The organism is Pseudomonas sp. GW823-FHT02C02 (assembly GCF_058797635.1).
Window position 1 is genome coordinate 84,118 of sequence record NZ_JBXAJV010000022.1, and the last position, 23,088, is coordinate 107,205.

Below are 23,088 nucleotides of genomic sequence, written 5' to 3' on the forward strand. Positions count from 1 at the left end.
TGCGAGCTTTGCTTCGGGGGAGCCATGGATAGAGATACGCTTGAGCGAAACCAGATACCGATCTATTTCGTTGCGGTGATAGCAGCAGCGCTGGGCGGGCTTATGGCTCCGTCTGGCGCACAAGGGCTAGAGGTTCTGGTTACGCCGGCCATCGCCGTTCTCATGTATGCGATGTTCCTGCAAATCCCTTTCCTGCGTCTGCGGGAAGGCCTGAGCAGCAAGCCGTTCATGGCTGCCCTCCTGATCGCCAATTTCGTCCTGATCCCCTTGCTGGTATGGGCACTGACGCGCGTGCTCTCGGGGCATCCGGCCATCTTGGTCGGTGCGCTGTTGGTGTTGCTGACGCCTTGTATCGACTATGTGGTGGTCTTTACCCACATCGGCAAAGGCGATTCTCGGTTGATCCTCTCGGCTACGCCCATCCTGCTACTGCTCCAACTCGCCCTGTTGCCGCTCTACCTGGGCATCATGCTCAGTGGCGTCTCTGGGGTGGTTGTGTCCATGGGTCCGTTCATTGAAGCCTTTTTGGCGCTGATTGTTGCGCCCCTGATCCTGGCACTGCTCACCGAAGCCTTGGTCGAGCGATCAGCTGCCGTCAAGGTCTGGACTGAGGTTTGGGCATGGCTGCCGGTGCCGGCGATGGCTGCGGTGCTCATAGTGGTAGTCGGGTCGCAGATCACCCCTGTCGTGCGCGATATCGAAAGACTGGCGCCAGTGATTCCGGTCTATATCGGCTTCCTCTTCCTGGCTCCCTTGATCGGCGCGCTGGTTGCCAGGCTATTCAAGCTGCCTGCCGGTGCGGCTAGAGCCGTGACCTTCAGTGCCTCGACCCGAAACTCCCTGGTGGTTTTACCGTTGGCCTTGGCGCTACCCGAAGAGATTCGCGGGCTCGCTGCGGCAGCGGTAATCACCCAGACCCTCGTGGAGCTGATTGGGGAATTGATCTACATCCGTGCAATACCCGCTTTCCTTTGCCGTGATCGCTCAGAGCCTGCCCAAACTACTGGGTAAAGGATTGCCCCGGAATAAACGTAACGGCGCGTACGTGAGGCCCCAGCGTTCGAGATACGGCGCACCGAAGCCGATGGCTGTGGAAGGGCTGACGGTAAGACAACCTCTCAATCGGCACTTTTGCAGCGTCCTCTCAACAGGTATCCAGACGTGATAGAAGCCGTGGTGTTCGACGTCTATGGAACGTTCTTGCAACTTGGTGAACGACGCCATCCGTTCCGCCAACGATGCAACGCGTGCGCGGTCAAGGGCGTCAGCCCAAGGCCGATGATGCCCGGACTCTGATGACGTAGAACGTGGGCATTGCCGGCGCTGCCGCCCTGGTCGGTGCGCAGTTGAGCCACGAAGAGCTCGCGAGTCTGGAGTGGGATCTACTGTTCATGGTCGGGTGCCAGATTGATCAAGGGGGATATCCCGGCTTGGGCAGAACGCACCCACCCAGCGAGGACCTCAAGATCTTGTTGTAGCGACTCGGCCTCCGACCAGATGCAGGCATTCTCATTAGGCACTGTCAGTGGCGCGCCCTCTACAAGAAGGGTTAGGGCCATCGCGTGAAGCTTCAGCAGCTCATCACGGACAGCCGCAACTCCACCTAGCTCAGCCAGACAGGCATCCAGTCGGTCAACCAACTGTAGAAGCTGGGAGGTGTCGAAGCTGGTTCGCAGCCTGTCCAGTGCTGCGACATCCACCTCTCCGTAGGGAGTGTCACGAAAAGACGCCGGCGGAATCTCGATCATGTTGCCTCCTCGGCATCGGCCTTGCTGGCCGTGTTGACTCGCAGCGAGCCGGCAGCCTGCTGAAACACCGAGTCCTTGATCCAGGGCTCCGGTGGCCGGTTCAGCTTGAGGTTGAATTCGCCAAAACGCTTGACGTTGCTGGTTAGATAGGGGCTAAGGAAGGACACGTCTTCGTCGGTGAACTGCCAGCCCTCACGGGCCAGTTTCTGCAAGATGCGCATCATGTCCACGGTGTTCTGCAGGATCACCGACGAGGCCACCATGTCGTTATAGCGCAGGCGTTTCTGCTGCTCGTCCGGATCGTTTTCCGCGATAACATCGCCGCCGAAGGACAGCCACTTGGAGAAGCCGTTTTAGGACTCGATCTTATTGGTGTTGGCGGTGACTTCCTGACGAAGCTCGCGGCTGCCTATCCAGTTGAGCAGGAAAATCGTACGAATCACACTGCCAAGCGTCTGGGCAGCATGGTAGAGCTTGTTGCGCCGGCTGTAGGAGCCAAGTTTGCGCAGCAGCATGGGCGAGGAAATCTTACCGACCTGGATCGATAGCGCCACCTGCATCAAGTCCTGCCAATGGGTTTCAATCAGGTTCCAATCAGCGGTGTCAGTGAACAGGCGGTTGATATGCTTGTACGACACGCCGCGATCCGGTCGGCACATCACCAGGTTGCGCCAGTTGCGGATACGCGGCATCAGGTTAATGCCCAGCAGGTGGGTGAAGGCGAACACCGTGGCAGACTGCCCCTGGGTATCGGAGTACACCGTGTCAGCCTCGACGCTGAGATCCGCCTTGAGCAGCCCCTCGATCACGTAGATAGCCTCCCAGATGCCCGGTGGGATGAAGTGTTGGAACACGGCGATGTAGTTGTTGGCCACGTGTCGGTAGGCCACGGCTCCCATTTTTCGGTAGCGGAAGTGGTAGCCGGCCAGCAGGTTGTCGTCATAGAAGTCGAACTGCGTACCATCCGCGGCCACCGCCTTGCCGTCGCCCCAGAGCTTGGGCAGATCGAGTTGCAGGTAGAGTTCCACCAGCTCGCGGTTGGCCTTGTCCAGCTTCTCCAGCGAGAGGTGGCGGCGATTGGTATAGGAGAGCATGTGCGGCGTGACATTACCGGCCAGATGCCGAGCCGCCTGGTTGGGGCCGAGGTTGCAGCCCATGGCGAAGATCGTCATCAGGTAGCGCTCTGCCGGCTCTTTGAGCTTTGGCTCGTTGCCGGACATCGGCCCGAAATGTCGAGTGAACTGAATCCAATGCTCAATGTTGGCCATGATGTCGAGCACGTGCCTGGCCGGCATGCGCTGCATAAGCGCCGTCTGTAGCGAGATGGCCGAGGCGGGATGTCCCGCGCCGTCACGCGGCGTAGCACCGGTTCGCCGGCTTCGTTGATCGAAACGTCTCCTCGGCAAGTGGGGAATTTGTCATCCAGCTGCTGCGCGGTTTCCTCCAACTGGGCCTTGAGGGAAGCAACAAACTCCTTCGCCGTGCCAGGCAGTCCCACCTTTTCGCAGTAGGCCGGTAGTCGCTGGAGACATTGGTCCCAGGGCAGCAACTGCTTGCGATAGTCAGCGAAAGACTCAGAACCCGCCACACACAGATCACCCGATCGGAGTTCGCTGGCCAAATACGAGAAGACGCAGACCTCCAGGTAGCGACGGTTGGTTGGCGGACCTTCAGTGGCAGAGCGCCGCACGACTTTGATCCATCGGTCCGAAGCGAAGGAAAGTTCCACATGCTCATCGATCCATTCGCGGTGCAGATTCTCGTTATCCTGGATCAGGTGGAGGGCCTGGATCAGTGAGCGATCCTGAGTCGTGGGTTCTAGTTGGAGAAGGTGGCTGAGACGGAACAACAGCGAGCGATGGGACTTGAAGTGCTTCCAGATCAGCGGCAGGTAGTTGTTGCCCCCCGTGGCCTGGACTTCGGCACAGGTCTCGCGCAACCGATCTAGGGTGCCATCGGGAGAGAGATATTCCCGAATCAGGCTGCCAGCCTCCTGGTTATCCGGTTCCTGAACGAGAATCTGCACGACACCGTCGAGGGTAGCTGCCAGTTGCTCCAGCTTCTGGCGCTGCCGCGCCTGGATCTGCTCCAATTCCTCCTTGGCGCGTTTGTGGATCGTCGAAATCCGCCGAATGAACATCTCGGCCAGGTGATCCCGAGTTCGCACCCGCATCCGATAGATCAAGGCCAGCATCAGCGTGTAGCGCTTCGGCAGCGAGCAGTCCTTCAGCTCGGCGACGTCCGACGCCGCAGCTTGAGCGGAGAAGTGGCGGATCTTCGTATCGACGATTCCCTCAAAAATGGAATCCAGGTTCCCGAAGCTCTCTAGCCACGCTAGATGGTCGATCAGCACCTCCAGGTGCTTGCGAGAGGGTTTCTTGGGTGTCTGCTTGAGTGCGTTGAAGTCGCTCTGCCGCCGCCCGAAATCGGTGTCGAGCAGCTCCTTCAGTTTGTAAATCACCTCGATTGGCGCTCGGGTTACCACAAGGTTGAAGATTTTCTCCTGGGCTTCTGCGCGAGCGGTCTCGGCTAGGTCATTCAAGGTCGAGTAGGCGGGTAGCTCGTAGTTATGACCCAGTAGTTCGTCGATTACCGCGTTGATGATGTCAGCGCGCTGTTCGAGGAGAGGAGCCATCTGCTGTGCATGTGCGGCTGCAATGTCCTGACCATCTGAGCCATAAAATGGCTGAACACCAAGCCGCTCCCGCACTGCATTCATATGGCGGTAAAGTTGCATCCACTTGTAGGGGGATAACGCGACCTTGCTGCGCAGACCTATTTGTGTCCGGATGAAATCAACGACCGACTCCGGCACCTCCATGATCTCTGGGAAGTACCTGAGTATCTGGAAGGTCTTGAATAGAACAGCGAGGTTCAACCGGAAGGCCGCATTGGAGCGACTTTTGACCCAGATGATTTCTTCCTCGGAGAAGGTGAAATCACGCTGCAGCTCGGCCCTCGAATAGGAGCGCGACAAAACGGGATAGGCGGTGCGTTCGGGGGATGCCATCGATCACTCCTGTCCGGGAACCAAGCGGAAAAGATAGACCATGGATCAGTCGCAGCGTTTCTTTGAGAAAAAGCTATTTAATAACAATAACTTACAGACAAAATGAATGAATTTTCCCCTTATCTCGGCATGCCCCCCAATTGGGATGAGTATTTCGAGTTCCGCTGGGGCAAGAAAATACTCAAATCGACGAAGGGACAAAGGGACGAGCGAAGATGTATCGCGTCTGGCGGCAGCAAGACGGCCTGTGTTCTGTCTGTCATAAACCCGTTACCAAAGATACGCCGTGGCATAGTCGCCACATCGTAAAGCTGGCTAATGGCGGAACGGACGCCGCTGTCAATCTTGACATCTACCATCTGCGTAGCCCTAGAGACCAGCAATTCGCCAATGTTAAAGAGGTATCGCCGGGTACTTATTAGTGCTTTTGTAGAGGCTTGAGCCGTGTGCTGGGAAACTCGCAGTAAGGGGCCGGCGAACACACCTTCCTGACCCCATCGCCTCAAGCGAAAGTGTCAGTAAAGCTGCGTCGGCCGGACGCTTACCATCATGGTTGGCTGCTGTTTAATTTGTCTGGCACCCGCCCCCTTCCACCATGTACGTTGCGACACGCCGCACACCGAGCGAGTCTTGATAAACCAGCTCGACTGGCACAATCCCACAGGCGAAGCGAGTGTCGGTGATGCTAATGATTTTCGCCACATCAGATGGAACGCCCGTGCGGTCTGCCTGAACATCATTAGCGGCAATAGCGCTACTGGCAGCAACAGCCAAGAACAGAGCAATCAATGTTTTCATGGTGTTTTCTCTAGAAAAGTTGAGCCGCTCTAGCCACACGCTTGTGCAGTTATTGACGAGGCCAACTCCGCCACTAATAGGAGGGGCCTGCCAACATCAACACGTCTTTGAGCACTAGACAGCCCCACCAGCCAAGAAGGAAAAGCCATGACGGGCATCTGCGAGATGCCAACACCTAGGCTTTAGGTGTGGTGATCAGAAAGCCCAAAGCTACGAGTGGCTTACCAAAGGCTACTGCACCAACGAGCAGAAGCGGCTGTCGTTGGATCGGGATTGATGTCACCTACATCCCGATCAATATTTCGACGACGCCCCACTCGGTTGGAGTAGCCACAGGCGCTGTTGAATGTCTGCAAATCACGCTTGGCAGCACTCAATTCACCTTCATATTTGAGGTTAGCTTCGTATTTTAAAGAGTGCATATTATCGGCGACGTGCACTGACTAATGGCGACAAAAGGCACGCCAAAAGTAAGCGTCCGGGCATCCCGTCTTGCGTAACTAAACCGGCTGCCACCTATGCGGCAGCAACCGATCCATCTCACTCGCTCGCTGCGTTGGCAAGCGCGTGATAACGTCCTTCAAATAAGCGTACGGATCATGCCCATTGAGCCGCGCCGACTGGATCAACCTCATGATCGCCACCGCCCGTTTTCCGCTGCGTAGCGATCCTGCGAGTCGAGTCAGTCGAAGGGAATTTCACCCCTCGGCTGCTCACAGAACCGTACGTGACAGTCTCCCGTCATACGGCTCTTGATCACACATTCGATGCACGTAGTAGATACCAATGTGCGAACAGCTCCGGATTTTCTCTTCGGACAAGACGCAGCCGATGCTCCGCTTGACGTATAGAGATTCGGTACTTGCTCTTCATCCATTTGAGCAGGCGCGATTGCAACGCGCTCCACAATCGATAGCTGAAGTTTCTGTACCAGAATTTACCGTAGTATTCGATCCATCCCCGAATCACAGCGTTGTACCTACGAGAAAAATCCCTCAGGTCATCAGTCGTTGATCGATGACACCGCGATCACCCTGGCCAACGCGGTCTCGGTGCCAGCACGCATGTCCATGGGCTCGGTGGCGAGCCAGATGGCATCAATGCGGATCATTGGGTGAGCCCACGAATGAATCGGGCGCACCCTTCGGGATCGGAAATTGGCCACTTCACCGTGAGCGTTTGCTGGCCAAGCGGTAATTCAATGATCCCCGGCGCTTCAACCACTCGTTTTGATTCGACTTTCAAAGGGATAAAAGCGGGTAGCGCGGCAGCCTGCTGATCACGGTAAAGCGGTAGCCAACGGCGCACGACATTAGCGTTGATACCGTGCCTCATCGCGATGGCTGCCACGGAAACGCCGGGCTGCTCGCGTTCATGGACGACTTGGGCCTTGAAGGATTTTGTGTAGGACTTACGTTCACGCATGGCGATCCTGACATTAAGGGTAATTGTGTCCGCATAAAATTACGCGGACACAATCGCCCTTATCGGCCGGGCTCGGAAGGTGTGTTCGCCGGCCCCTTACAGGTAACTGCCATTCCTACCGCGACCATTGAGACGGCGGTTGATGGTCAACGCATTACCGGCGAGCACCGAATCAACCTGCTGTCCCGCAACGCGGCTTAGGCTTATCTTTGCATATTGTGTTGAAAGTAGAGCTTTTCGTCGCCATACCGAGACGCCACGATCTTGGAATTTAGAACCAGTTGGCCTAAAAGTTTAGCCTGCTCGACCGTCTCGCCTTTATCCAAGGCGTAAACGTCGTACAGCACCTCTCCGACAGGGAAGTCAGTCAACCTTATCCGAAAGTCATCCTGCATTGTCACCCCGTTGAAGCGAGCAGCAGCTGCTGGCCGCGGCTTAAAAAGAAGTTGGTAAGGCGCCCTTGGCGCAGCCACTTTAGAGCCATCGGCGTTAATATCGGCCAGATGCTCAACGGTCAAGTGACCGGGATCTGAATCTCTAGCCCCAAAACGTATGGCTGCCCATTCAAAGAAACCGGCGAGTAAGCGCGTCGCAAAAGAGCCTGCGGGTGGAATGATGTTGCTGAAAGTCTTCTCGAAGAAATTGTATCTCTCTTGGCCATCGATGGAATTCATAACCTGTAAATTGACCGACGGGTGATTACCGTCAATGAAAAACTTCAATGCTAAGGCCGGCACAGAGTGGGTATCCGTCGGCTTAGTCGCCAACGAAAGACGACCAATCACGCAGTCGGTGCCGCTTTGGAAGATGCCGGTATAGCGACTCGCCACTGCACGGTTCGCCACAAACCGGAAGCGCGCCTCTGCACCAAATGCATGCACCAATTTGCGCCGCCCTTGCTCCAGCTCATCTCCTTGCGCAGTCAGCGACTTAACCGTAAAACTCGGCATTGCCAAGGTTAAGGTATCACCGATGCTTGGCGCAGTCAGCGCTGGGAGTTCAGAGCCGTAGAGGGAAGGCACAATCTTGTTATTCCAGATGAAGTCCTCCTTTTGACACGCCGATTGAGACCGCGCTACGGCATCCCCAGTGATTGATAACGGCTGAACGTTGGAGGGTTGGCAGCCCGTTGTCGTGAATACAAAAAAGGCGGATAAGAGGGTACTTGCTTTGCTCAACGGCATCGTCTGGCTCCGAGTATTCCCTGCCGATGTATGCGCAATAGCTACGATCTCCGTATAACGCGGCAGATTGGGGTCTTCGGTTCTGCTTCATCGAGCAGCACCGGTAGCACTGCTTGCATACCGAGCAGGTTGCGCATCAATGCTTCCGAGCTCAGCGGAGCATCCTCGGATCTTCTTAGTTCAGGCAAACCAGCCTGACTGGGGATTGCTGTTCAAACCGGCACGACCGCTTATTTCAAAGCAGCCGCACCCTAATTCGACTTCAGCAGCGCCTTAATCATAGCTTCTTGTGCGCTTTCATCCACCGATCGAATACGGCGTTTTCCTTCTTCTGTGCTGCAATGATGTCCTTGGCCACCTGGAGCATCTGCGGATCTTTGCCGTTCTTGAGTTCGGCTTGCGACATGTGGACCGCCATCTGGTGGTGCATGCGTATGTTGGCCGCGAAGTCATAATCCACATCGCCTGTCATGGATATGCCCTCCATGTGCTTCATGCCGCCCATATCCTTCATGCCATCCTTCTTCGAATGATCCATCTGTTCGCGGACATGGCCTTCGCATCCTTCTTCGCGGGTTCGGCGGTATTCGTCCACGTCGGTGCTACTGCCATGACCGTGACGGCCATCGCTACGGCGCAGGCCGATAAAGTGAACTGGTTAGATCTGCTGTGTTTAATTTGCTGTGACATCGTGAATCTCCAGGTAGAGGCCGGAGGGTCGACACACGCTGCCATTGCCCGCGCAGCATGAAAATTACTTTCTTGTGTGCCTGCATTGGGGTGTTCGATTAGCTCTTGAAATGTGTGGCTTCGACGTTTTTGCTTCCTGCCGCAAGGCAATGGGTCATCGCGGTATGCAGGCAGGTCGTGGCAGTGACTACACACATCTATTCAGGGTCGCATGTTGTCGCGGATCCCAGTGTGGTGAGCCATCTGGTTCTCGTTCGTTGATATGTTCTCCTGATGGTGATGCGATCGGCGACTAGCGCCAGCTTTGACCCACTTCTCTCGGTGTACGTGCAACTTGGCCCCACTATTCAGTGACGTCCGTTCGCTGACGAACATAAGAACTGTTTGAGATCGCGCGTAACCCTTTCTCGCGCCGAGCAGCAAGCTCAGGAGCAACGCCTGACACAACACAACGATCGCGCTCACGCCCCAGAATACGCTGACGCAGAGCCGCAGCGCGCATGAGCAGGTGGCGTATCAACTCACCGAGCTTAAGCAGATCATCAGGCACAAGAGCACGGCAATGGCGAGCAGAGTTTGGCCGAGACACTGATGCGCCTGGCTTTGGTCGATAGGGAACGGAGCCTTTTGGCGGAAGGCTTAACCCGGGCTGAAACCCATGTGACCGAATTGGCCACAGAAAATCAGCTTCTCCTGTAAGACAAAGCGGGGCTATCCAGTCAACTCGAGGAGTTCCGGACTGAGGAAGTCAAACCAGTGGTTGTTTGCTGCTCACTCGGGCACTTGGTAGCTAATGCCATTGGGTCCGGCCCCGACTTTATGGCTGGCCACCACTGTGCGGCTGGCAGTATCGATCACAGAGAAGGTGCCGGCCTCGATATTGCTAACAAACACATAAGCGCCATCGCTGCTGATGGACACGCCGTGAGCGCCCTTGCCGGTGGTCAGGGTGGCGACAACGCTAAAGGTCTGCGGGTCAATCACCGAGACGCGGTCATCCGGCTCACTGCTGCTGCCCTGATTGGCCACGTAGACCTGGCGGCCATCTGCCGTGGCATACATCTGAATCGGCGTTCTGCCGACGGCAACTTTACCTATCAAGCGTTGTGCTTTCGTGTCAATGATTCCGAGCTTGTTCTCCGCGCTCAGCGACACATAGGCCTGCCGCCCATCTGGGGCGAAGCCGACTTGCACGGGGCCTTTACCAACGGCAATTTGCGCGGTTTCTTTCAGCGTTGCGGTATCGATTACTGAGACGCTGCCACTGCGCATATTGGCGACATACAGCATCTTGCCATCCGGGCTCAGGCGTAAACCATGGGGGAAACTACCAGTCTTAACAGTGCCAAGTTGAGTGCGTGCCTGTAGGTCAAACACCCGTACCAGATCAGCGGCAGAGTCGCTAACGAAGGCCCGCTGTCCGCTCAGGTCAGTCACCACGTGGGCAGGATGTTGCCCCGCCGGCAGGCTAAAGGCCGGTTTATCAAGCGTGGCCGTGCTGAACACCAGCAACTCACCTGCACTCATGGCTCCCGTTTGATGCTCAGCATGCGCAGGCATGCCCACCACCAGCAGCCAGCGCCCATCGGCGCTGATTTGTAAATTATGCGGCGCAATGTTCAGGGCCAGCGTTTTGACCACGCCCGTGTCGAGCCTGACTTGGCTAATCGAACTGTCGCGCTCATTGGCCGTGTACACAGTGCCAACTGGCGCTGCCAGCGCTACGTTTAAAGCCAGAGCGAGACTGGACGCCAAAAGCAGTTTGAACTTGAACATGAGCGCTGATCCTTTTAGCGAAACAGTGACTGTTGCGACTGGTGTTCGGCGAGCAAACGCCTGCCTACCATGCTGCGCCGCCGCAACCAGTCGCTCATTGATCATGATCAACTACTTGGCATTGAGCGCTGCGGAAAAAGTAGTTATTGCTCACGGCAAGACGAAGCGAAACAGCTCAGCCGACTTGCCGGGAAACGTCAGTTTGAGCACCGCTCAGCTTGCCGCCTGCCAGGCTCAGTTCGGCGGTATTGCCCGACGACGCTTCGCTTACCACTCTAAAGTCGCGCCTCGGTCCGAGTCGCATCTCATCAGCACGTAATGTCGTGGGCATTAGTTGCTATCGCGGTATGACCGAAGCAGACCGTCCTTGGATATTACCTTTTCAGCGATAGTTGTCCTTGAGGGCGTTATGTATCGCGGTCGCCGCAGTCGCCGCATGGGCGACTCCAACACTCATCTGATTGAGCGCGTTGACTACATCGCCCGCCTCGTACAACCCCAGGACTGACGTGCGCTGGCCGGTGTCCACCACCAACTCGCCATTGCTGTCAAAAGTTACGCCGAGGCTTTTAGCCAACTCGGTCCGTGCGTTGCAGCCAAGCATCGGGTATCGGGTGTCGAAACTGAGTTCGCCGCCGTTAGCCAAGCGTATCGCCACACGATGCCCTTTGATCTTGCGGATTTGCGCGAGCGGATCCTAGACGAGCCGGATGCCTGTCTGTGCAATTTTGAGACGTTCTTCGTTGTCTAGTTCTCTGCTGCCCGGTTGCGCAATTAGTGTGAGCTGGCGGGTCTAGGTACGGAGAAATAGCGCATGCCTGAAACCTTCCTTGGCGGAGGCGAGAAGAGCAATGTCCTGGTCGATGACATCGTATCCGTCGCAAATCGGGCACCAACGCACATCACCACCGAGAGTGGCCTCACGTAGATCGCCCACCCCCCGTAAAATCGGGTTGAGCCCCGAGGCGATTCAGCTCTATTTTTCTCATTTTGGCTTGGTCGATCCCTCGGATATCGAACGAGAGCATAAATTAGGAAGCATTAGTAAATGCGGCAACCCAAGGCTTAGCAAGAAGCCAAGCGCTGTGAGGCTCGCGCTCAGAACGAAAGAGGCACCAGGCAGAAAGACAGTACTGTAGAGGATTCCACCGACCGCCGACCCTAAGGTTGTCCCAAGACTGGACGCTGCCGTTTGCTTGCCGAGTTCCCAGCCCTGCGCGCTTCCAGCCTTGGCTGAGATCCAGTAAGTGAGGATCGGCGACAGGATGCCGGCGCTGGCAGCGACCGCACCGATCACGACTAGCATCAACATAAAATCAGATGCCCAAGGTACAAGGAACAACCCAGCTGCCAGCACGGAGAGTGCGGGTGCGATGAGCCAGCGGGTCTTGTCCGGCTTAAACCAGGGTGAGAATACGATTGCTTGCATCCCAAACATGACCAAGCTGCACTCGGTGAACATCAGCGCAATCTGATATGGACTCAAACCAAGTTCCTGTTTACCACGCAGTGCGAGCCCGACCTCGAAGGCCCCGACGCCGACCGAAACGATGAAAGTGAGGATGAGGAGTTTTGGCACGAGCCATGCTTTTTGATCGACCAAGGTATTAGATATCTGCTTTGACCGACCAAGGCCTTCGATACGTGGTACTGAAAACGCAACTCCAGCGGCCACTAGAAAGGCGAGCAGTCCCGTCGCCGCGAGCGGAACCGCGATCGATCCTGCCGGCGAGGCGAGGCTAAAGGTATCTGCGGCAAAGCGCGTTACGAACACGCTCAGCATCGGTCCAAGCAGGAAGCCGCTAATCCCTGTCATGCTGACGAACGCAAGCCGACGGGCCCGTCCCTGTTCGGTCGTCGTGACGTTTCCGAATACAGCCGCTGCTACGGGCGTCACCGCTGCGGCAAACATACCGCTTATGAAGCGCTCGGCGTAAACAGCGACGAGACTCTCAACAAAAGAGAAAACCAACATGGTTACGCCAAAGCCGAGAAGTCCAACAAGTAGTACACCTCGCGGGCCGCGTTGGTCGGAAAGTCGGCCCCACATGGGTGCAAACAGAAAAAGTGAGAGAGTGTAGACAGCAGTCAGTAACCCGGTGTGCTGGGAAACTAGCGCAGCATCACCTTCAGCTCCCAAGAGCCGCTCAATTAGGTAGGGTAAAAGCGGAAGCACGATGCCAAAGCCAACCGACACAGTGAACACGCTGAGCATAAGCGCGGCCGTAGTCGCTACGGGCAAACGTGCTGAGCGCGCGCTGGTGGCCCTCATGTAGCCGCAGGCCATCGAGTCATGCCTGCGGTCCGACGTCTGAGCATCATAGGGGCGAGTTAACCGCAGCAACCACCCTTGGATTGATGATTGGGCGTGGCCTTGGCCGCATTCACTCCATAGCCCGCCCCTTTCACGGCCGATTTCAGTTGATCGAGCGAGGTGAGCTGCTCGTCATAGCGCACGGCAGCCTCGCCGGTCGAGAGCGACACTACTACGTCATCGACTCCTGGAATTGCTTTCAGCGCGTTCGCCACATTGCTGGCGCAGCCGCCACACGTCATACCGGTAACATTCAACGTTTCACTTTGCATGGTGATACTCCTTTTCATGATAGGGAATAAAAAATCGTTGTAATACGTTCTCAGTCTCCCGTCAGTGGCTTCACATTTGTATGCAGATCCGTTTGCTCAAGATTACTTTGGATTTCTCCGCCTCGTCTGAGCGTGCTTGAGTTTTTTGGTCGGCTATCAACTATAGAGGGCTCCTCAGAGAACCATTGGTTTATCCGGTAATTCATTTTGGTCACCGCCGGCACCGGGAAAGTGTTTCGTCAAATGCTGTGTAACCGCCTGAACACCGCTGACTACGCCGCCTTCGTAATTGGATTGTTTGAAGGCGGCTTCCATCTGGAGGCAAATGCTTTGCCATTCTTGAGAGCCCACTTTCGCGTGTATTCCGCGATCGGCAACAATCTCCACGTCCCGGTCAGCGAGCAAAAGATAAATCAGCACACCGTTATTGTGAGCGGTGTCCCATATACGCAACTGCGAAAACACATCGATAGCGCGCTCTCGCGCGGACTGGCCCTTGAAAAGCGGTGTGCTATCCAGTGCGCCCTCCACGACGAAACGGATTTCTCCGGCGTGTGCAGCCTCACTGGCTTTAATCGCTAGCTCGATCGCGATCAACGTTTCGCGGGGAAAAGCCCGTTTGACCTGCCAGTGGGTCATAACAAGATGGTTCAGAACGCGTTTGATATTCATGTTTACCATCTCCCCGATGCGCCGCCACCGCCAAACCCGCCTCCGCCTCCGCCGAAGCCACCACCGCCTCGACCGAATCCTCCACGATGCCCCCCCATGCCGTATCCGCCCATACCGCCACCGACCAACGTGAACAAGAGCGCCATCACGCCCGCACCAAACGCGATGAATAGTGCGCCGGCCACCAACCATGCGATAACGGCCACAACACCTCCAGTGACCAGCGCGCCTGGAAATCTACCCAAAACGGGGCGCAGAACACTGCCGATCACGAGCGCAAGAATAAAAATGAGCGGACCATATTGCCGAATGTCTGTAACACCGCCGATAGTTTGTGCGTTGGGTGCCGGCAACGGCTCTCCATCAATTACCCGGATCATCTGATCGAGCCCGGCAGCAATGCCACCGTAGAAGTCTCCTTGCTTGAAGCGCGGTGTGATGATCTCGCTGATGATGCGTTTGCTGGTGGCGTCATTGAGTACGCCTTCAAGCCCGTAGCCTACTTCGATGCGAAGCGCACGGTCGGTCTTCGCGATGACCAGGATTGCACCGTCATCCACTTTTTTCCGGCCTAACTTCCATTGTTCCGCAACGCGCAAAGCATATTGTTCGACCGCTTCCGGCTGGGTGCTGGGGACAATGAGAAGTGCGAGTTGAGTGCCTTTCTTGGCTTCAAACGTCCGTAAAGTTTGCTCGAGACTTGCCGTCTGATCTGCGGTGAGCGTAGCGGTCTGGTCAGTGACCTGGCCAGTAAGGGGGGGTACTGCGACTTGAGCGCCCACGAGGAAAGACCAGCAAAGCACTAAGACAAACAATGCCGCCGCGCTTGTCGTGCGCACCGTTGTCACTTGGCTGCTCCCTGCGTCCCGCTTGGGGGAAGAGCAGGCGCTGACCCAAAATCTACTGAAGGGGGCTTAGCGATTTCTTTTTCGTTTGCTACCGTGAAATTAGGCTTCTCTTTGTATCCGAATGCCATCGCCGTCAGATTGGAGGGGAACGAGCGGACCGTGACGTTGAATTCCTGCACTGACTTGATGTAACGGTTGCGTGCTACGGCGATGCGGTTTTCGGTGCCTTCCAGTTGCGCCTGCAAATCGCGAAAACCGGCGTCGGCTTTCAGTTGCGGGTAGTTTTCGCTCACTGCCAGCAACCGGGACAACGCTCCGGACAGCTCGCCTTGTGCAGCCTGAAACTTGGCAAAGGCGGCCGGGTCATTGAGCACCTCTGGCGTCACTTGTATGGAGGTCGCCTGAGCCCGCGCTTGCGTCACTTGGATTAGTACTTCTTTTTCATGCGCAGCATAGCCTTTGACTGTATTGACCAGATTAGGTACCAGATCCGCTCGACGCTGGTATTGGTTTACTACCTCAGACCAACTTGCCTTAATTTGCTCGTCGTTAGTCTGAAAAGTGTTGTAGCCGCAGCCACTTAGGTTTAAAGCAACCAGCGTTGTCAGGAGGATCAATAATTTGCGCATTTTATTTTTCCAAAAACAGGTTTTCAAACCGAACAACATTGTGACTGTTGCGCCTGTCGGCAATATCCTTGCCATGTTTTGGTTGCGATGACTAAGTGTTACTTATAAAAATTCTTCGCCACGGTGCAGTACTGCCGCTCATCGCATTGCTGCCGATGAGATCCGGTTGGATCCATCACCGTTTGCATTTATTTGTGCATCAATTGCAGTGACGCTATTGTGTGTTCTACGATTTCACACCCATGCCATTTAGGTTCGACATGTCATCCTGCATCGCGTTCATGCGTTCGGCCATCAACGTATCACGCTCTTCAGATATTTTTTGCCGCTGAAGTCTGGGCAGTGCTGGTCATACTGGTTGAGTCAGATGCAAGCTGACAGGGCCACAGTCAGAGTAGATATATCTAAGGACAAGTTTCAGTTTAATGAGTTTTCCCTCTTCTCTTATAGATAGTGGATAAATTTACAGTACGAGGATGAGGGAAAGGATAGATTGATCTAGGTCAAAGTAACCAGAATGGACCTCCACCGTTCGTCGCTTGTGATTTGCACCCTGCAAAGCTTTCGGTTTCCTCCTTGCCGCATGATCGGGCCCGTGGAACACATCGGCCGGCTTATAACGAGACGCCTGGGGAAGCCTGCGCGCCGGCCGTAGGTGTAATTTGTGGTCGTACACGCTTGATACCGGCGAGCTTGGTCCGTTTCAGTAGCAAAGCATTGATTGCCACGACGGCCGAACTACCCGACATCGATAATGCTGCGATTTCTGGCGACAAAGTAAACGGGTAGAAGACGCCGGCTGCCAGAGGGAAGGCGATCAGATTGTAACCAACCGCCCACCATAGGTTCTGATGCATCTTGTGCAGGGTGGCACGTGACAGTTCTATAGCACCGACGACATCGTACGGGTCGCTTTTCATCAAAATGACCTGCGCGCTTTCCATAGCCACGTCGGTGCCGGCACCAATCGCGAAACCTACATCGGCCTGGGTCAGGGCCGGCGCATCATTGATGCCGTCGCCTACCATGCCAACTTTGTGCCCCTGCGCTTGAAGCTCCTTAAGCTTGGATGCTTTCTGGCCTGGAAGCACGTCGGCCAGCACTATATCAATACCAAGCTCCTTGCCGATGCGATCGGCCGTGGCTTGATTATCGCCGGTAATCATCGCCACCTTTACACCGCGCTCCTGCAACTTGGCGATCGTCGCCATGGAGGTCGGTCGTACGGCATCGGCGATGGCGATTAGACCGATCAGCTTTCCGCCGCGAGCGACATACACCACGGTGCGGCCCCCACCCTGGAGTCGGATGGCTTCTGTGGCCAGCGCCTGCAATGGGATGTCTTCGGACTCCATCAGCTTTAGGTTTCCGAGCAGTACCTTCTCACCGTCGATCATCGCGTGAGCACCCTGACCATCGATGTTGGTAAATCCCGTCGCGACCTCGGCCTGCGAGGTCCCCAATCTTTTGAGCACCGCCAACGCCAAGGGATGCTCCGAGAACTTCTCTACCCCCGCGGCGGTAGCCAGCAACTGAGCTTCGGTGACGTCATGGGCGGTGACCATCTCTACCACATCAGGTTGCCCGAGTGTGAGAGTGCCTGTCTTGTCGAAAACGATGATGGTGAGCTTGGTAGCGTTCTCAAGTGCGGCGGCGTTTTTGAACAAGATACCGTTCATAGCACCGAGTCCCGTACCGACCATTATGGCCATCGGGGTGGCCAAGCCTAGAGCGTCGGGGCAGGCAATGACGAACACCGTGATCGTTAGCGTCAACGCTAACAGTAGTGGCTGGCCCAGGACCCAGAACCACACGCCGAAAGTGAGCAAACCAATGACAATGGCTGCCAGAACCAGCCACTGCGAGGCTTGATCAGCAAGTAGCTGCCCCGGCGCCTTGGAGTTTTGGGCTTCCTGGACGAGTTTGACGATCTGGGCCAGCGCCGTGTCGGCACCAACCTTGGTAGCCTTGTAGCGGAAGCTACCGCTCTTATTGATCGTGGCACCAATAACGGCATCACCAAGAGTCTTCTTCACGGGCATCGATTCGCCGGTCAGCATAGACTCATCGACCTCAGAGCTACCTTCGATGATTTCGCCGTCAACCGGAAGCTTGTCGCCCGGCTTGATGATTACCGTCTCGCCTGTCAGCACCTCCGAGGTGGCCACCTCGGTCTCGACGCCAGCGCGTAGCACCGTGGTCATCGGCGGGGCCAGATCCATAAGGGCGCGGATCGCATCTGAGGCACCCGCGCGTGCACGCATCTCAAGCCAGTGGCCCAGTAGAATGAAGACCAGCAGCACGGCTGCCGCTTCGTAGAACACCTCACCTTCATAGAGGAAGGTGGCCCCCACACTGAACACATACCCAGTGCCGACCGAGAGTAAAACCAGGGTCGCCATGTTGACCACCCGGTTGCGCGCAGCACGCCAGGCTGCGATGAAGAATGGCCAACCCGGATAAGCGATCGCGCCAGTGGCGGCGACGAACAGAAAAACCTTCCGATTAAGGTCGAACGGAGTTGCGAAATCGCCGAACATCTTGCCCATCGGCGAGTACAGGAAGACTGGAATAGCGAACAATAGGGCAACGAAGAAGCGATTACGCATATCGTCGGCCATGTCCTGTATCGACATGCCGGGCGCATGCCCCATATCGTGCGTCATGTCGCTCATCAGTTGCGCGGGTTTGACGCTGTGGCCAGCATGGGGATCACTCCCCGGTTCCATTTCCTTCGGCGCGTGTCCCTTGCTACCACCATGCGCCATGTAGCCTTTATGCGCGTCTGCGGTCTTGTGATCTGTAGGCTCGCAGAGGTGAGCGGGAACGAGTTCACCCCGGCAATGGTAGCCGCAGTCAATGATGCGTTGGCGGATCTCTTGATGCGACGTTTTCGCTTCGTCAAAGTGCACGGTGGCACTGCCGGCCACATAGTTCACTTCGACATGATGAACACCCGATAGCATTGCGATCTGTCGGTGGACGCCGGTCGCGCTCAGGGGGGAGACTAACTCCCCCACTTCGAAGGTGCTTGTTTTCATGTTCGCTCCTGAGGGCAGACATCAGCGCGCCAGTTTCCCAGCGTCGACGCAATTGGGCGTGAATTCGAATACGATGTCCCGATCCGGCTCGACAAGCTTGTTCTTCTTGCCCGCGTAATGTAGTCGCGAGAGGACGTCGCGTATAAGATTTAGACGCGCTAACCGCTTATTGTCAGCCCGTACGATGCGCCACGGTGAGATAGCGGTATGCGTTCGCATCAGCATTTCGTCGCGCGCGGCGGAGTACGCCTTCCAACGTTTAATGGCGACAGCATCGATCGGACTCGTCTTCCATTGCTTGAGCGGATTACGTTGCCGCTCGTCTAATCGGCGCCGCTGCTCGTCCTTGCTGATGTCGAGGTAATACTTCAGCAGCTTGATACCTGAGTTGACGAGCACTTCCTCGAACTTCGGCACCGATTGTATGAACTCCTCATGCTCGTCCTTAGAGCAAAAGCCCATCACATGCTCGACGCCGGCACGGTTGTACCAACTTCGATTGAACAGAACTAGCTCCCCAGCCACGGGGAGGTGGACGACGAAACGCTGGAAGTACCATCCACTGCGCTCGCGGTCAGAGGGTTTGTCGAGTGCCACGACGCGTGTTTCGCGCGGGCTTAGGTATTCGACGACGCGCTTGATGCTACTGTCCTTACCGGCGGCGTCTCGCCCCTCCAGCAGCACGAGAATCTTATCGCCGCAGCCGATAAAGTGCCTCTGCAGCTTGACCAACTCAATCTGCAAAACACGAAGCTGAGCTTCATAGTCATCATGTGAGATCAATGCCTCGGTTTGCCCCCTGCTGCTGATAAGCTCAGCCGGCGAAATACCTGTGCCGCCTGCAACCGGCAGAGCGACTTCATCATTTCCCCTGACATTCTTTTTCTTTTTGCTCATAGAAGTACTCCATCCTCCAGTACGGTCGTTCGGACCTTCAGGGCAAAACTGAACTTGGTGACCACCGATTCGATCTGGATCGGTGTCACGGACGCAGAATTTTTAGGCGCTTACGCGCTGTCTGCACACCCCCCCGATACGGGTACCTCCCTCTCGACATTAGGCTCGTTCTGCTGAGGTAAGGCCGAGCAATCAACAGATGGATGAGGTTGAGGAGGCTGCTTGCCTGTGTCGTTGAACCTGCTGACGCGATTCAGGTGTTGATCCATAGCCGCCGGATAAACGGAGTTAAAGGAGTGCCCGCGAGCTTTCAGGCAACATCGCCTCAGGTGGCCGATAGCCGCTTGCGCAGCGACGGCAGAAAGCGTGGTGTCCTCGCAGCATAATCTGCGAACTCCGCGCCGAACTGCTTTCGCATCTCTGCCTCTTCTGTGATAGCCAGCCGCGCATACATCACTAGCAAAATAGGAAACATGAGCAAGGTCAGCAACGTCGGCCACTGGAACAGAAAGCCCAACAGAATAAGTACGAACGCAACGTATTGCGGATGGCGGATATGCGCATACGGGCCTGACACGGCGAGACCTTTGCGCCGTTGCGCGTGATACAGGACATTCCACGCGCTGGACAGTAAATAGAAGCCGAAGCCAAGGAAGACATAGCTGGCGATGTGCAGCACACCGAAGTGCGGATCGCCCTTCTCTCCGAGTAGCGTCGACCACAGATGGCCGGTGTTGTGGGACAGTAGGTCGAGGCTCGGAAACTTCGTCTGAAGCCAGCCCGACATCAGGTAGATGGTCAGCGGGAAGCCGTACATCTCGACGAACAGAGCAACTATGAAGGCTGCGAACGCCCCGAAAGTGCGCCAGTCGCGTGCGGTCCGAGGCTTGAAGAAACTGAACGCGAACATGATGAAGATGGCCGAATTGAGGATGACAAGCGTCCACAGTCCGTAAGCCGGGGTGTCGTGCATGACTAATCTCCAGTCTTTGGCGGCTGCGATGGTCCAGGGGGGGCTTTGGCCGACGGGTCTTCGTGATCGTGACCATGGCCGCCGTGCATGAAGACGTGCATCAGCGGGCACGCCAACAACAGCAGAAACGGCAGCGCGCCAAAGAAGTGGGCACGGTGCTCGCTTAACAGAAAATACGTAGCAATGGCGCCAAAAACGATCAACCCGATCAAGTAGCGCGAGCTCCAAAAGCTTTGTGGCTCAGAGTTGTGCTGGAGGTGGTCGTGCTTCACTAGATTCTCCTTGGGGAGCCTACAGAGTTCGGAAAAAATCGTACGCTAAGGTTTTTCGAACTGCCATAGGCCGAGCAGTCGCGCGGCGACGATGAGGTACGCTCCCTGCGATGTGGAATTGCGGAAAGCAGACTTGGCAAGAAGCTGCTGATCCTCGCCGTACCACCCGCGTGCGCCGGTGTGGGAACAGCCGCGGCAGCAGTCGGAAGAAATCCAGGTTCATTCCCAGAACCGCAGACACCGGCGCCGCGCACACTTTTTCCGCATTCCCGGCGTAGCAAAGCGCCGCGAGTCGTAAGAGTGAGGCGCATGAGACTGCGGCGGTGATGACGGAACCAGTACATGAGCACTCCATAGACCTGTTAAGCCATGTCGATGTTCAGTTTAGACCGCTAAGCAGCACCCGAACTGACCTAAGTCAAACCAGCGGTTGTTTGCTGCTCACTCGGGCACTTGGTAGCTAATGCCATTGGGGCCGGCCCCGACTTTATGGCTGGCCACCACTGTGCGACTGGCAGTATCGATCACAGAGAAGGTGCCGGCCTCGATATTGCTAACAAATACATAAGCGCCGTCGCTGCTGATGGCCACGCCGTGAGCGCCCTTACCGGTGGTCAGGGTGGCGACAACGCTCAAGGTCTGCGGGTCAATCACCGAGACGCGGTCATCCGGCTCACTGCTGCTGCCCTGATTGGCTACGTAGACCTGGCGACCATCTGCCGTGGCATACATCTGAATCGGCGTTCTGCCGACGGCAACTTTACCTATCAAGCGTTGTGTTTTCGTATCGATGATTCCGAGCTTGTTCTCCGCGCTCAGCGACACATAGGCCTGCTGTCCATCTGGGGCGAAGCCGACTTGCACGGGGCCGTTACCAACGGCAATTTGCGTGGCTTCTTTCAGCGTTGCGGTATCGATTACTGATACGCTGCCACTGCGCATATTGGCGACATACAGCTTCTTGCCATCCGGGCTCAGGCGTAAACCATGGGGGAAACTACCGGTCTTGACAGTGCCGAGCTGAGCGCGTGCTTGTAGGTCAAACACCCGCACCAGATTAGCGGCAGAGTCGCTAACGAAAGCCCGCTGCCCGCTCAGGTCAGTCACCACGTGGGCAGGATGTTGCCCCGCCGGCAGGCTAAAGGCCGGTTTATCCAGCGTGGCAGTGCTGAACACCAGCAACTCACCCCCACTCATGGCTCCTGTTTGATGCTCAGCATGCGCAGGCATGCCCACCACTAGCAGCCAGCGTCCATCGGCGCTGATGTGTAAATTATGCGGTGCAATGTTCAGGGCCAGCGTTTTGACCACTCCCGTGTCGAGCCTGACTTGGCTAATCGAACTGTCGCGCTCATTGGCCGTGTACACAGTGCCAACTGGCGCTGCCAGCGCTACGTTTAAAGCCAGAGCGAGACTGGACGCCAAAAGCAGTTTGAACTTGAACTTGAACATGAGCGCTGATCCTTTTAGCGAAACAGTGACTATTGCGACTGGTGTTCGGCGAGCAATCGCCTGCCTACCATGCTGCGCCGCCGCAACCAGTCGCTCATTGATCATGATCAACTACTTGGCATTGAGCGCTGCGGAAAAAGTAGTTATTGCTCACGGCAAGACGAAGCGAAACAGCTCAGCCGACTTGCCGGGAAACGTCAGTTTGAGCACAGCTCAGCTTGCCGCCTGCCAGGCTCAGTTCGGCGGTATTGCCCGACGACGCCTCGCTTACCACTCCTTCATGCTGCGGCGCTTGCGGCGCATCTTCATGGGCATAAGTGACGTTAATGGCAAGGATCAAACTGCTGCTCAACAACAGTGTGCGAAATGCTTTTTTCATGGTGACTCCGTTCATGGTGGGCGTCGGGTTAATGTGCATCTGGGTTAGAGCATGGTCTGACTGTGGTCATCCAATAAACGCTGCAAGGGTGCCCGGCCAAATAGCCAGAACATCAAGGGGGTCAGGAAGCTGTCCATAATGGTCGAGCTAACCAGCCCGCCGAAAATTACCACCGCCACCGGATGTAAGATTTCCTTGCCCGCCGCATCGGCGGAAAATAGCAGCGGCAACAGTGCCAGCGCCGCAGTCAGCGCCGTCATCAAGGAGCCTGCTGCCTACCGTGGGTCCGCCATCGGCTCAGATCGCCTGGCCTAAGCCGGCCGCCCGCAGACGTGACTCGTCCACGCCGCGGCCGGCACAGCAATCGGCCAAGACGCCATCGATGGCCACGGCGGGAACCGAGCGGACACCCAGGGCGTGGGCGCGCTGTGCCACCTGCATGTCGTGCATGTCGAGCACGCTCACCTCGCAAGACGGGCAGGCCAGGCGTTTCACCGTATCCACCACCTCGTTGCAAGCTGCGCAGCCGGCGCTAAAGACTTCAACTTTGCGAGTCATGGTCAATTACCTCCCTCTCATGCACCCGAGTCATCAGGGGCGGGCTCCGGCGGGTGCGGAGCGAAGCTCGCTAAACTCACTATAAACCTTCGAGTGCGCTCAAAGGTCAAGGGCCTCCGGCTGGTTCGCTGCGCGTCTTGCGCGGGCATC

General features: G+C 56.4%; 22 protein-coding genes and 2 pseudogenes. 1 reads left to right on the forward strand and 23 read right to left on the reverse strand.

What is annotated here, in order from left to right; translation table 11 throughout:
- Positions 1 to 24: 24 nt before the first annotated feature.
- Positions 25 to 1,011 carry an arsenic resistance protein gene (locus tag AC1ROI_RS29645; protein ID WP_102599645.1) on the forward strand — a complete coding sequence of 329 codons (987 nt, stop codon included), beginning with the start codon at positions 25 to 27 and terminating at the stop codon, positions 1,009 to 1,011.
- A gap of 371 nt (positions 1,012 to 1,382) precedes the next feature.
- On the opposite strand, the gene tnpC is transcribed toward AC1ROI_RS29645, so the two are convergent.
- The 23 genes and pseudogenes from tnpC to AC1ROI_RS29760 form a co-directional block, all read right to left on the reverse strand.
- Positions 1,383 to 1,748 (reverse strand): Tn3 family transposase post-transcriptional regulator TnpC, encoded by a 366-nt coding sequence (gene tnpC / locus AC1ROI_RS29650; protein WP_102599644.1) that lies wholly within the window; start codon positions 1,746 to 1,748, stop codon positions 1,383 to 1,385.
- A pseudogene (locus AC1ROI_RS29655) lies at positions 1,745 to 4,758 on the reverse strand (Tn3 family transposase). Before AC1ROI_RS29655 ends, tnpC begins: the two are co-directional and overlap by 4 nt.
- Positions 4,759 to 5,322: 564 nt before the next feature.
- On the reverse strand, positions 5,323 to 5,556 hold the full coding sequence (locus AC1ROI_RS29660; RefSeq protein WP_010465989.1) for a DUF2790 domain-containing protein: 234 nt from the start codon (positions 5,554 to 5,556) through the stop codon (positions 5,323 to 5,325).
- 500 nt (positions 5,557 to 6,056) lie between these two features.
- Positions 6,057 to 6,230: pseudogene (locus AC1ROI_RS29665) on the reverse strand (transposase domain-containing protein); the annotation flags it as partial.
- A gap of 82 nt (positions 6,231 to 6,312) precedes the next feature.
- A complete protein-coding gene (locus AC1ROI_RS29670) occupies positions 6,313 to 6,525 on the reverse strand; it encodes a group II intron maturase-specific domain-containing protein (protein WP_254668370.1) in 213 nt (70 codons plus the stop codon).
- 138 nt (positions 6,526 to 6,663) lie between these two features.
- Positions 6,664 to 6,981, reverse strand: coding sequence for an IS66-like element accessory protein TnpA (tnpA, locus tag AC1ROI_RS29675; RefSeq protein ID WP_102599642.1), 318 nt, complete (start codon positions 6,979 to 6,981; stop codon positions 6,664 to 6,666).
- 203 nt (positions 6,982 to 7,184) lie between these two features.
- Positions 7,185 to 8,165 carry a hypothetical protein gene (locus tag AC1ROI_RS29680; RefSeq protein WP_102599641.1) on the reverse strand — a complete coding sequence of 327 codons (981 nt, stop codon included), beginning with the start codon at positions 8,163 to 8,165 and terminating at the stop codon, positions 7,185 to 7,187.
- A 277-nt stretch (positions 8,166 to 8,442) separates the two neighbouring features.
- A complete protein-coding gene (locus AC1ROI_RS29685) occupies positions 8,443 to 8,760 on the reverse strand; it encodes a DUF305 domain-containing protein (protein WP_256580132.1) in 318 nt (105 codons plus the stop codon).
- Positions 8,761 to 9,626: 866 nt separating this feature from the next.
- The gene (locus AC1ROI_RS29690) at positions 9,627 to 10,631 is read right to left on the reverse strand and encodes a YVTN family beta-propeller repeat protein (protein WP_102599638.1); all 1,005 of its coding nucleotides are present in this window, start codon (positions 10,629 to 10,631) and stop codon (positions 9,627 to 9,629) included.
- 382 nt (positions 10,632 to 11,013) lie between these two features.
- Complete coding sequence (locus tag AC1ROI_RS29695; RefSeq protein WP_102599637.1) at positions 11,014 to 11,313, reverse strand: FAD-dependent oxidoreductase; 300 nt, start codon at positions 11,311 to 11,313, stop codon at positions 11,014 to 11,016.
- 303 nt (positions 11,314 to 11,616) lie between these two features.
- Complete coding sequence (locus AC1ROI_RS29700; protein ID WP_256580131.1) at positions 11,617 to 12,846, reverse strand: MFS transporter; 1,230 nt, start codon at positions 12,844 to 12,846, stop codon at positions 11,617 to 11,619.
- Positions 12,847 to 12,962: 116 nt separating this feature from the next.
- On the reverse strand, positions 12,963 to 13,217 hold the full coding sequence (locus tag AC1ROI_RS29705) for a heavy-metal-associated domain-containing protein (RefSeq protein ID WP_102599636.1): 255 nt from the start codon (positions 13,215 to 13,217) through the stop codon (positions 12,963 to 12,965).
- Between the two features lie 174 nt (positions 13,218 to 13,391).
- Positions 13,392 to 13,889 (reverse strand): TPM domain-containing protein, encoded by a 498-nt coding sequence (locus AC1ROI_RS29710; RefSeq protein WP_102599635.1) that lies wholly within the window; start codon positions 13,887 to 13,889, stop codon positions 13,392 to 13,394.
- A 2-nt stretch (positions 13,890 to 13,891) separates the two neighbouring features.
- Positions 13,892 to 14,737, reverse strand: a complete 846-nt coding sequence (locus tag AC1ROI_RS29715) for a TPM domain-containing protein (protein WP_207235040.1) — start codon at positions 14,735 to 14,737, stop codon at positions 13,892 to 13,894.
- Entirely contained in the window at positions 14,734 to 15,366 is a 633-nt protein-coding gene (locus AC1ROI_RS29720) for a LemA family protein (RefSeq protein WP_102599699.1), read from the reverse strand. The genes AC1ROI_RS29715 and AC1ROI_RS29720 overlap by 4 nt, the downstream gene beginning before the upstream one ends.
- Positions 15,367 to 15,980: 614 nt before the next feature.
- A complete protein-coding gene (locus AC1ROI_RS29725; RefSeq protein ID WP_102599634.1) occupies positions 15,981 to 18,407 on the reverse strand; it encodes a heavy metal translocating P-type ATPase in 2,427 nt (808 codons plus the stop codon).
- A 21-nt stretch (positions 18,408 to 18,428) separates the two neighbouring features.
- Entirely contained in the window at positions 18,429 to 19,304 is an 876-nt protein-coding gene (gene ppk2, locus AC1ROI_RS29730; RefSeq protein ID WP_102599633.1) for a polyphosphate kinase 2, read from the reverse strand.
- Between the two features lie 325 nt (positions 19,305 to 19,629).
- Positions 19,630 to 20,277, reverse strand: coding sequence for a methyltransferase family protein (locus AC1ROI_RS29735; RefSeq protein ID WP_102599632.1), 648 nt, complete (start codon positions 20,275 to 20,277; stop codon positions 19,630 to 19,632).
- 2 nt (positions 20,278 to 20,279) lie between these two features.
- Positions 20,280 to 20,549: a DUF2933 domain-containing protein gene (locus AC1ROI_RS29740; protein ID WP_102599631.1), complete on the reverse strand. Its 270-nt coding sequence runs from the start codon at positions 20,547 to 20,549 to the stop codon at positions 20,280 to 20,282.
- Between the two features lie 441 nt (positions 20,550 to 20,990).
- A complete protein-coding gene (locus AC1ROI_RS29745; RefSeq protein ID WP_102599630.1) occupies positions 20,991 to 22,001 on the reverse strand; it encodes a YVTN family beta-propeller repeat protein in 1,011 nt (336 codons plus the stop codon).
- Positions 22,002 to 22,176: 175 nt separating this feature from the next.
- Positions 22,177 to 22,380 carry a hypothetical protein gene (locus AC1ROI_RS29750; protein ID WP_102599629.1) on the reverse strand — a complete coding sequence of 68 codons (204 nt, stop codon included), beginning with the start codon at positions 22,378 to 22,380 and terminating at the stop codon, positions 22,177 to 22,179.
- Positions 22,381 to 22,424: 44 nt separating this feature from the next.
- On the reverse strand, positions 22,425 to 22,640 hold the full coding sequence (locus AC1ROI_RS29755) for an efflux RND transporter permease subunit (protein ID WP_207235041.1): 216 nt from the start codon (positions 22,638 to 22,640) through the stop codon (positions 22,425 to 22,427).
- 37 nt (positions 22,641 to 22,677) lie between these two features.
- Positions 22,678 to 22,938: a thioredoxin family protein gene (locus AC1ROI_RS29760; RefSeq protein ID WP_207235042.1), complete on the reverse strand. Its 261-nt coding sequence runs from the start codon at positions 22,936 to 22,938 to the stop codon at positions 22,678 to 22,680.
- Between the last annotated feature and the right edge of the window lie 150 nt (positions 22,939 to 23,088).

Bases quoted from the DNA above. Each gene is read 5' to 3' on its own strand.
- AC1ROI_RS29645 (WP_102599645.1), top strand. From the start codon at position 25: ATGGATAGAGATACGCTTGAGCGAAACCAGATACCGATCTATTTCGTT.
- tnpC (WP_102599644.1), bottom strand. From the start codon at position 1,748: ATGATCGAGATTCCGCCGGCGTCTTTTCGTGACACTCCCTACGGAGAG.
- AC1ROI_RS29660 (WP_010465989.1), bottom strand. From the start codon at position 5,556: ATGAAAACATTGATTGCTCTGTTCTTGGCTGTTGCTGCCAGTAGCGCT.
- tnpA (WP_102599642.1), bottom strand. From the start codon at position 6,981: ATGCGTGAACGTAAGTCCTACACAAAATCCTTCAAGGCCCAAGTCGTC.
- AC1ROI_RS29680 (WP_102599641.1), bottom strand. From the start codon at position 8,165: ATGCCGTTGAGCAAAGCAAGTACCCTCTTATCCGCCTTTTTTGTATTC.
- AC1ROI_RS29690 (WP_102599638.1), bottom strand. From the start codon at position 10,631: ATGTTCAAGTTCAAACTGCTTTTGGCGTCCAGTCTCGCTCTGGCTTTA.
- AC1ROI_RS29700 (WP_256580131.1), bottom strand. From the start codon at position 12,846: ATGCTCAGCGTGTTCACTGTGTCGGTTGGCTTTGGCATCGTGCTTCCG.
- AC1ROI_RS29705 (WP_102599636.1), bottom strand. From the start codon at position 13,217: ATGCAAAGTGAAACGTTGAATGTTACCGGTATGACGTGTGGCGGCTGC.
- AC1ROI_RS29710 (WP_102599635.1), bottom strand. From the start codon at position 13,889: ATGAATATCAAACGCGTTCTGAACCATCTTGTTATGACCCACTGGCAG.
- AC1ROI_RS29720 (WP_102599699.1), bottom strand. From the start codon at position 15,366: ATGCGCAAATTATTGATCCTCCTGACAACGCTGGTTGCTTTAAACCTA.
- AC1ROI_RS29725 (WP_102599634.1), bottom strand. From the start codon at position 18,407: ATGAAAACAAGCACCTTCGAAGTGGGGGAGTTAGTCTCCCCCCTGAGC.
- ppk2 (WP_102599633.1), bottom strand. From the start codon at position 19,304: ATGAGCAAAAAGAAAAAGAATGTCAGGGGAAATGATGAAGTCGCTCTG.
- AC1ROI_RS29735 (WP_102599632.1), bottom strand. From the start codon at position 20,277: ATGCACGACACCCCGGCTTACGGACTGTGGACGCTTGTCATCCTCAAT.
- AC1ROI_RS29745 (WP_102599630.1), bottom strand. From the start codon at position 22,001: ATGTTCAAGTTCAAGTTCAAACTGCTTTTGGCGTCCAGTCTCGCTCTG.
- AC1ROI_RS29750 (WP_102599629.1), bottom strand. From the start codon at position 22,380: ATGAAAAAAGCATTTCGCACACTGTTGTTGAGCAGCAGTTTGATCCTT.
- AC1ROI_RS29755 (WP_207235041.1), bottom strand. From the start codon at position 22,640: ATGACGGCGCTGACTGCGGCGCTGGCACTGTTGCCGCTGCTATTTTCC.
- AC1ROI_RS29760 (WP_207235042.1), bottom strand. From the start codon at position 22,938: ATGACTCGCAAAGTTGAAGTCTTTAGCGCCGGCTGCGCAGCTTGCAAC.